Below are 7,272 nucleotides of genomic sequence, written 5' to 3'. Positions count from 1 at the left end.
CCCGATGCGCCCGCCCCCGAACGTCCCGGCACCTGGCTTGAAACCGACATCACGGGACACGGCACCGCGCTGGCCGCCACGGGCTGGGCGGGGATGGACCGGCGCACGCGGACGGGGGCGGTGCCGGGCGCGCGCGCGTCCGGACCCGGCGTGGCGCCCGGAAGGATCGGCCGCGGGATCGGCTGCGGGATGCGGTGTGGCTCGAACGGCTTGAAGATACAGCCCATCGGCGCTGCCCCCCCCGCGACCGGAAACCGGTCGGACTGTCCCCCGGGGCGGCGGCCCGCCCGTCCCCTGGCAAGGTGCACCACGCGACAAGGGCGCACAAGCCCGCGGCCCGGTCCGACAGCAATGTCGCCACCAGACCGCGCCAAGGCGTGGAACCCGCGTGCCGACCCGGTGATCGCGCACAGCCCCGGCGGTGCATGTGCCGCGTGCGGCGCACAGGTGTGCCCGGCGGCAGCGGACCCCCTCCGCGCGACCTGCGGTGCGGGCGTTGCCGGTATCCCCGCGCCGGGGCCACCCGGACAGACGCAGGTCATTCGCGCGCTCCGGCCGTGGCGGGCGGCGGAGCGGGGGCGGCATCGACCGGCTCGGCGGCGCCCGGACCTGCGTGGATCAGAAGCACGACCGCCAGCCCCCACAGCGTCAGCAGCGTGTTGGACACCGCATAGGGCACGGTGTAGCCCAGCATCGGCACGTTGCTTTTCGCCACCTCCGACACCATCGCACCCGACGCGGTGGAGGTGCGCGCCCCCCCGCAGGCGCCCAGATTGATCGCAGGGTCGAAGCGGAACACGTATTTCCCGACCAGCGGCGCCAGGATCATCGGCACCGATGTCGCGAACAGCCCGGCAAAGAAGATCCCGAAGCCCGCCTGCTGCAACCCCGCGATGAAGGTCGGCCCCGCCGAGATCCCCACCACCGCGATGAACACGTTCAGGCCGACCGAGTTCATGAACCACAGCGTGGACTCCGGCACGTTGCCCACCATCGGGTTGACCGTGCGGTACCAGCCCAGCACGATCCCCGCGATCAGCGCCCCGCCCGAGGTGCCCAGCGTGATCGGGATGCCATGCACCGGCAGGATCAGCGACCCGATCAGGCCGCCGATGCAGATGCCCAGCCCGACCAGAACCATGTTGGTGATCGTGGTGGGCCGGTCGGCATAGCCCAGCGCCTCGACCACACGGTCGGTGTGGACCTTGCTGCCGGTGATGCGCACGATGTCGCCGCGGTGTAGGGTGGTCTGCGCCAGCACCGGCACCTCCACCCCGGCCGAGCCGCGCCGGATCTGGTTCAGGTACACGCCGCGCGCGAACGGTTCCCGCGCCAGATCGATGAGCTGGCATCCGTCGACCGACCTTGCGGTGACCAGCACGTCCACCGCCTCCACGGGGATGTCGATCAGCGCGCGGTCCTCGACCTCCTCGGTCATGTTCGACAGCGCCACCAGCGCCTGGCGACGGCCCGAGACGGCGACCACGTCGCCCGCCTCCAGCACCAGGTCGGGGTCGACCTCAACCAGTTCACCGCCCTTGCGCACCCCCTCGATGAACAGCCGCTCGCCATTGGCCGCCGCCTCGGCCGCGGTGATCGTCATGCCCGCCACGCGACCGCCCGCGGGGATGCGAAAGGCGCGCAGCTCGTGCTGGTGCCAGGCGCTGCCCATGCCGGCGGCGGGCGCCCCGATGGAGTGTTCGCGTTCGTAGCGCGCGCACTCCGCCTCGATGTCGACGCGCAGCAGCTTCGGACCCAGATAGGCAAGGATCCATCCCGTCCCCACCGTCCCGAAGATATAGGTGATGGCATAGGCGACAGGGATCAGGTTCTCCTGCTCGGTGATCTGGTCAGGGGTCATGCCGGTGCGCGCGAACGCGTCCGTGGCGATCCCGATCGAGGCCGAGATCGTCTGCGACCCCGCCAGCAGCCCCACCGCCAGACCCGGGCCATAGCCCGCCACCATCGCCGCCCCCACCACGCAGGCCAGCACCAGCAGGCAGACCACCACCGCAAACGCCGCCTGCGGCACCCCGTCCGACGCGATGCCGCGCACGAACTGCGGCCCCACGCCAAAGCCCACGGCGAACAGGAACATGGTGAAGAAGATCGACTTGATCTGGTCCGAGATCTCGATCCCAAGCTGGCCCACCACGATGCCCGTCAGCAACGTCCCCGTCACCGCGCCCAGCGAAAACGAGCCGAACCTGCGCGCCCCCACCCAGTAGCCCACCGCCAGCGTGACAAAGATCGCAAGCTCGGGGTGGGCACGCAGGGTGTCGGGGATCCAGGTCTGCAGGTGCTCGAACATGGGCACGGTCCTCGGGGCGGCGGGATCGGGAGGGAGGGAGGCGGCGCACACGGCCGGCCCCGCGGGGCCGGCCCGGGTCCTGCGTCAGGCGCCGCTCAGCACTTGCTGGGGGTGGTCTTGTGGCCGTGAAGGGCCGGTGGCGTGGCGTTGCCGCCGTGCGCCTCCAGCCACTTGCAGCAGTCCACGATGTCCCGCGCCAGCCCCTTCAGCACGTTGCGGTTGAGGTGCGGGCGCACCACGATGCGCAAGGAGCGCACCTCCTCGGCCGCCGGCGGCATGGTGTAGGCCGACAGCACCCAGCCCTTCTCGCGCACCTTGGCCGAGACGTCGAACTCGCTGAAGTTCGTGAAGCCGTCCTTCAGCGTCAGCGCGACGACCGGAATGCGCTGCGTCTCGTTCATGATGGTGAAGTAGCCGCTGTCCACCAGCAGGTCGCGCAGGTACTGCGAATTCTCCACCGTCTTGGTCATGATCCGCTGGTAGCCCTCGAAGCCCAGCCGGATGAAGCCGTAGTACTGCAACGCGATCTGCACCGCATTGCGCGAGAAGTTCAGCGTGGCGGTGGGCATCTCGCCGCCCAGATAGTTGACGTAGAAGATCAGATCCTCGTTGAAGATCCTGCGCTCGCGGAACACCACCCAGCCCAGCCCCGGCGGCACCAGGCCGAACTTGTGGCCCGACGCGTTGATCGACTGCACCCGCGGCAGGCGGAAATCCCATTCGTAATCGGGATAGCAGAACGGGTTCACGAACCCGCCCGAGGCGCCGTCGATATGCATCGGGATGGAAATGCCGGTACGTTTTTCATAGGCGTCGAGCCAGTCGTGGATCTCCTGGATGTCGTCGTCCTCGCCGGTGAATGTCTGCCCGGCGATGGCCACGACGCAGATGGTGTTTTCATCCACGTATTCGTCCAGATGCTCCGCCGTCAGGCGATAGTTGCCGGGTTTCAGCGGCACGATGCGCGGCTCCACGTCGAAATAGCGCAGGAACTTCTTCCACACGATCTGGACGTTGCCGCCGGTGACCATGTTGGGGCGCGTGGCGTCCTTGCCCGCGCGCTCGCGGGCCTGGCGCCAGTTCCATTTGTGCGCAAGCCCGGCCAGCATGCACGCCTCGGACGACCCCACCGTGGCCGCGCCATAGGGTTCCACGTCCGCGGGGCCGTTCCACAGCGTGTGCAGCCATTTCACCATCCGCCGTTCCATGGCGAACAGCTGCGGGTACATGTCGTGGTCGATGTGGTTCTTGAGGATGTGCTCGCGCGCGAGCTCCATCTCCTCGGGCTCCATGAAGGTGGTCACGAAGGACGACAGGTTCATCTCGGGGCGCGCGTCGGTCCAGGCCTCGGAGTTGACGATGGCCTTGGCGGCGCGGGGATGCACCCCCCGGGCGGGCATGTGGTCGTCGGGGACCTCCATGTTGAACATGTCCCACGGAGTCATCTTGCTTTCGTCCTGCATCTTCCGCCCCTTGCCTGCAAACCGGGGGGCTGCGCGCGCACGCGTCCCCGCTGTGGCGTACATGACGCAGCGCAGGCAGGCGCAGAAGTACGCACAGGTACGCACGCCCCCGACCCCGCCTCTGACCCCAGCCCCGGCCGTGCGGGGGCGCGGGCGTCAGGGCCGGGCCGGTTGCGGCCGCCAGCCCGCCTGGCGCAGGCCCGCGACCAGGGCCCGCACCACCGCGGGATGGGTCCGGTGCGGCATCAGATAGGCCACCGGGTCGCGCGCCAGCGCGGGGCAGCGCTGCGCCATCGCCTCCAGCGCCTCGGCCGCCTGGGCGCGCTGGCCAAGCTGGCCGTGGGCGGCGGCCAGAAGCGCCGCACTGACCGCCATGCCGTCGGCGGCGGCGCGCATGGCGACCTCCAGCGTCTCGGTCGCGCGGCCCCACATCAGGCGGTGCACGGCGATACTGCGGAAGTATCGCGGCGGCGGGTTGACGGCGCGCGCCACCGCCCGCTCCAGCAGGTCGATGCCGCCGGGATCGTTGCCCCCCACCACCCGCAGCCACCCCAGCGCCGCCAGCACATCGGGGTCATGCGGGCCGAGGGCGATCGCCTGTTCGCCGGTCATCAGCGCCGCAGCGCCCTGCCCCGCATAGTGCTGGGTCACCAGCAGCGCCAGATGGCCGGGGATGTTCTCCGGGTCCAGCGCCAGGGCGCGGCGCGCGGCGGCCATCGCCGGGGCAAAGTCACGGCCCTCGCCCTGCGGATCATGGCCAAAGCGCCGCCCGTCCAGCCGCAGGAACGCCAGACAGGCCCAAGCATCGGCATAGCCGGGATCGCAGCGCACCGCGCGCTCCAGCCCGGCGCGGGTGTCGCGATAGGCCTCGGGCAGATGGGTGCGGCGGTAGGTCTGCGCGGCCACCACCGCCATGTAGCTCTCGATCGAGGGCGCCCCCGAGCGGGCGATCCGCACCACGAGCGCCTCGCGCAGGCCGGGCTCCGGCGCCGCCAGCGCATCGGCGATGTCGCAGGCGATCTCGGACTGGACCGAGATCACGTCGCGGCCGGTCAGCGCCCGCGTGAAGGTGCGGCCCCAGACCACCCGCCCATCCGCCGCCGCCACCAGCCGCACGCTGACCTTCAGCCGCCCGGCCTCGGCCTGCACCGCCCCGCGCACCGCAAAGGCCGAACCGTCGGCCCCGACCAGGCCACCCGCCCCCGGCGGTGTGGCAAAGCTGTCCTCCACGCTGTGCAACCGGAAGCCGGGATGGCGCATCAACCCCGAGATCACCTCGTGGGTCAGCCCGTCGGCAAGATCGCGCAGGACCGCAGCCCCGCCCAGTGCCGCGAAGCGGCGCACCAGAACCACCGGCTGCGCCGGGTCCACCGAAGGTGCGGCCGCAGGACGTGGAGCACCAGGAAATGGGGCCACCGACGCGCCCCTTGGGCCGTCGGCATCGGCCATCCCCGGCGGCGACGGCGCGGCGGTTGACGGCCAGCCGGGCGGGGCCAAGGGTTGGGCCTCGAACACGGCCATGTAGCCGCCCTTGGGCACCCCGATGCGGATCGGGTCCCAGCGCCCCGGCCCCACATAATAGCTGTCGAGGTCCCGCCGCAGGCGCCGCGCCTCCACCCGCACGATGGCGTCGCTGGTGCCGTCACCGCCCGCCAATCGGCCGAACACCTCCACCGCGACCGATGTGCCCTTGAGCCGTCGGCCGCGCCCCGCCAGCGTCTCGGCCACGATGTGGCGCAGAAAGGCCCCCCGGCGCGCGCTGCCCTGCCAGTCGGGATGGGCCAGCAGCCGCTCGAGATACGCGAGGATCTGCTCCGGCGTGGCGGGCAGGGGGGCCCCGCCGGGCGCCGCCTGCACGGCCGCTCCGGACGCACCGTCGCCCTGCGGCCGAAGCCGCGGATACATCCGGGCATCATCCATGGCAGTCGCTCCGTCGTCACCCATACCGTCGGCCTGTCATCTTCGCAGTGTAGCTTCGAAGGTGGCGGCCTCAACACCCCGCTGGGCAACCGCCGCCGCGCTCAGAGCGTGCGCTTGTGGATCTGCCCGCCGCGCATGATCAGGCGCAGGCTGACCTCGGGATCTGCCAGAAAATCGAGGCTGACGGCCGGGTCGCCATCGGCCACCAGAAGATCGGCCATCGCCCCGGCCTCCACCACCCCCAGCCGCCCCGGCAGGCCGCGCCGGGTCCGCGACATCTCCAGCAGATCGCCCGCGCGCCCGGTCGCCGTCGCCAGCAGCGTCAGCGGGTCCATCAGCCGCGCAAGCTTGGCCAGCTGATGGCCCTGCCCCGGCAGGTTCTGCGGGCTGAACAGGATGTCGGTGCCCCAGACCGTCGGCACCCCGAAGCGCTGCGCCATCTCGTAGGCGGCCTCGGTGCCCTTGCCGATGCGCTGCTGCGCGGCGCGTGCGGCGGGATCGGCGTGCACATTGGCATCCCCGTCGGCCAGGAACGGCTGAAGGCTCCACCAGACCCCCTCGCCGGCCATCATGCGCGCGGTCTCCGCGTCCGCCAGCTGGCCGTGCTCGATCGAGCGCACGCCCGCACGGATCGCCCGCTGGATGCCGGCGGGGACATAGACATGGGTCATCACATAGGTGCCCCAGTCGGCCGCGGCCTGCACGCCCGCGCGCAGTTCGGGTTCGGTGAACTGCACGCTGTCGATCGGGTCATAGGTCGAGGTCACGCCGCCCCCGGCCATCATCTTGACATGGTCCGCCCCGAGCAGAAGCTGTTCGCGCGCGCGGCGCAGCACCTCGGCCTCGCCATCGGCCAGGATGGACATGCCCGCCGCCTCGAAGCCGAACATCTGGCCCGGTGCGCGCGGCACCTCGGCGCGCATGCGGAAATCGCCGTGACCCGAGGTCTGCGAGATCATCGCCCCCGCGAGAAAGATCCGCGGCCCCGCCACCACGCCCTCGTCGATGGCCCGGCGCAGCGCAAATGACGGCCCGCCGCAGTCGCGCACGGTGGTGAATCCGCGCATCAGGGTGCGCCCGGCCTCGCGCGCGGCCAGCAGATGGAGATAGGGCACCTCCGCCGTCATCGCGGTCATCTGCGTGACCGCGCACAGCGTGGCGTGCCAGTGCGAATCGATCAGCCCCGGCATCAGCACCCGGCCGCCGCAATCGACCGTCTCGGCGTCGGTGACGGTTTCGGCCACCGGGACCAGCGCCGCGATGCGCGCACCCTCCACCAGCACCGACAGCCCCTCGCGCAGCGGGCCGCCGTGGCCGTCGAACAGGCGCAGGTTGGTGAAGCGGACCGGGCGGGCCGGTTGCCCGGCCGGGCCGGGGCCGACGCTGGCGGCGCCCGGTCCGATCCCCATCGCGCGGGCCTGCGGGCCCGCAAGGATCGCCGCCGTCGCGCCGGGCCCCTGGGTGACCTCGCGCCGGGCCATGTCGTCCATCATGCGCCAGTGGACCGCCCGCGCCACCACACCGGAGCAGCCACAGGGCGCGGGGGGCGCCCCCTCGACCGCCTTCCGGGGGTCGGGG

4 protein-coding genes and 1 pseudogene are annotated in these 7,272 nt (G+C 71.5%); all 5 read right to left on the bottom strand.

Annotation, left to right across the window (positions count from 1 at the left end; genetic code table 11):
- Nucleotides 1–227 (bottom strand): annotated as a pseudogene (locus CCR87_RS16970) (hypothetical protein); the annotation flags it as partial.
- A 311-nt stretch (nt 228–538) separates the two neighbouring features.
- A complete protein-coding gene (gene aspT, locus CCR87_RS05570; protein WP_201156574.1) occupies nt 539–2,311 on the bottom strand; it encodes an aspartate-alanine antiporter in 1,773 nt (590 codons plus the stop codon).
- 95 nt (nt 2,312–2,406) lie between these two features.
- The gene (gad, locus tag CCR87_RS05565) at nt 2,407–3,774 is read right to left on the bottom strand and encodes a glutamate decarboxylase (RefSeq protein WP_201156573.1); all 1,368 of its coding nucleotides are present in this window, start codon (nt 3,772–3,774) and stop codon (nt 2,407–2,409) included.
- Between the two features lie 156 nt (nt 3,775–3,930).
- Nucleotides 3,931–5,694 (bottom strand): hypothetical protein, encoded by a 1,764-nt coding sequence (locus CCR87_RS05560; RefSeq protein WP_201156572.1) that lies wholly within the window; start codon nt 5,692–5,694, stop codon nt 3,931–3,933.
- 101 nt (nt 5,695–5,795) lie between these two features.
- The coding region (locus CCR87_RS05555; RefSeq protein WP_207186564.1) for a metal-dependent hydrolase family protein at nt 5,796–7,272 on the bottom strand (1,477 nt) is incomplete at its 5' end.

The sequence above is a fragment of the Rhodobaculum claviforme genome, from assembly GCF_016653255.1.
GTDB lineage: Bacteria > Pseudomonadota > Alphaproteobacteria > Rhodobacterales > Rhodobacteraceae > Rhodobaculum > Rhodobaculum claviforme.
This window is presented reverse-complemented; position numbering and strand designations above follow the sequence as displayed.

What these genes read in the sequence shown, in the direction of transcription:
- aspT (WP_201156574.1), bottom strand. Translation starts at nt 2,311, where the DNA reads ATGTTCGAGCACCTGCAGACCTGGATCCCCGACACCCTGCGTGCCCAC.
- gad (WP_201156573.1), bottom strand. Translation starts at nt 3,774, where the DNA reads ATGCAGGACGAAAGCAAGATGACTCCGTGGGACATGTTCAACATGGAG.
- CCR87_RS05560 (WP_201156572.1), bottom strand. Translation starts at nt 5,694, where the DNA reads ATGGATGATGCCCGGATGTATCCGCGGCTTCGGCCGCAGGGCGACGGT.